2 protein-coding genes and 1 pseudogene are annotated in these 1,412 nt (G+C 45.1%); all 3 read right to left on the minus strand.

Annotated features, from left to right (window positions below; genetic code table 11):
* A partial coding sequence (locus tag R7E00_RS23390; protein WP_318124624.1) for a response regulator transcription factor occupies positions 1 to 483 on the minus strand: 483 nt, incomplete at its 3' end.
* 18 nt (positions 484 to 501) lie between these two features.
* A complete protein-coding gene (locus R7E00_RS23395; protein ID WP_005462404.1) occupies positions 502 to 927 on the minus strand; it encodes a PepSY domain-containing protein in 426 nt (141 codons plus the stop codon).
* Positions 928 to 1,059: 132 nt separating this feature from the next.
* Positions 1,060 to 1,412: pseudogene (locus tag R7E00_RS23400) on the minus strand (ATP-dependent helicase); the annotation flags it as partial.

Genomic DNA, 1,412 nt, shown 5'->3' on the forward strand with positions numbered 1-1,412 from the left:
AAAGTAAGCGACTACTTTATATTCCAGCGCTGTTAGGCTCACTGCTTGGCCTTGCCACATCACTTTTGAGGTTCTGGTATCTAGGCTTAAATCGCCTATTTGCATGACCGGAGAAGCGTTACCAGATGCTCTGCGCAGTTGGGCGCGAAGACGAGCGATAAGCTCAACCATTTCAAACGGTTTAGTCAGGTAATCATCTGCGCCAGCGTTTAGGCCTTCTACTCGTTGAGTTAAAGTATCACGCGCACTTAGGATCACGACCGGAGTGTTGATGTTTTCATCTCGAATGCCTTTTAAAACGGTCAAGCCATCGAGTTTCGGTAGACCAAGGTCGAGTACAATCGCGTCCCATTCTTCGGATGTCGCTCGGTAGAGCGCGTCAATGCCATCTTGTGATAGCTCAGGTACCCAACCGTTATTTTCCAACGTTTCGATAATTTGCTCGCCTAGACGAGGATCATCTTCGACAACAAGTATTTTCATGGCAGCGTTTCTTATTATTTAGTTTTGTGGTGGTTTTAAAGCTTTATTGAAGTTTCGACCTTTGACTTCCAGCATTTCCAATGTGGCAGCGTCATATTCGACCTTCAACACACTATTGTTGAAGAGTATTTTCAGTTCGTAAACCCATTCATTGTCATCTTCTTCAAGCTCGACTTTGATGATGCGACCATAAAGGTCATTTTCGACGGCCGCGTAAAGCTCAGAGAAGGGACGAATGTAGCCTTTTTGTACGGCGCGGTAGACCTCATCCTGGTCTTCATCAAATTCGATACGTGTGCCGGGCTTTTCGACATCTTGCACGATGGCGTGGCCATTTTGCGTGGTGTAAATATCATTTTGCTGCGCGAAGCTTGGTGCAGAAATCAGCATCGGGGCGAGGCTGAAAAACAACGCAAGATTTTGAGAAGTCACTGGTTTATACATAGCAAAACCTTTTCTGAAGAGTTGGCAAAATTATATCTAGCTGTACATGAACAGAAAGTGAATCATCGTGTGAACTGTCGGTTCAGTCACATTCACTTTGCTCTTGGCAAATTCACTGGTGCGAATCGAGCGTTATTTAAGTTCATCTTCAAAAATCTTGTCGCGTAACTTCCAAAAGCGCCCAGACTTTCTGGCAATGACAAACTGCGGTAAACGGAAACGGTGTTGATTAGCGACGACTCGTGTAGGCGATGCTTCTTCAAACGGGCGATGTTTATCGGCAAGGTGAGGGCGCACAAACTGGTCTTTAAAAGTTTGCTTCTGTTTCTTGGTGTTTAATGACCAAAACTCATGAACTAACGCATGACCCTCGCCTTGGTATGGTTCTCCCGAATACGTGACTTTGAGCTGTGATTTACCGTCATTTGATTTGAACACGGACAAGTCCATTTCTGTGCACTCGAAGATCAGTGCGTCTTTCAAAT

It is taken from the genome of Vibrio sp. Vb1755 (genome assembly GCF_033338635.1).
Classification (GTDB): Bacteria; Pseudomonadota; Gammaproteobacteria; order Enterobacterales; family Vibrionaceae; genus Vibrio; species Vibrio alginolyticus.

Coding starts and splice junctions, on each gene's coding strand:
- R7E00_RS23395 (WP_005462404.1), bottom strand. CDS start 927: ATGTATAAACCAGTGACTTCTCAAAATCTTGCGTTGTTTTTCAGCCTC.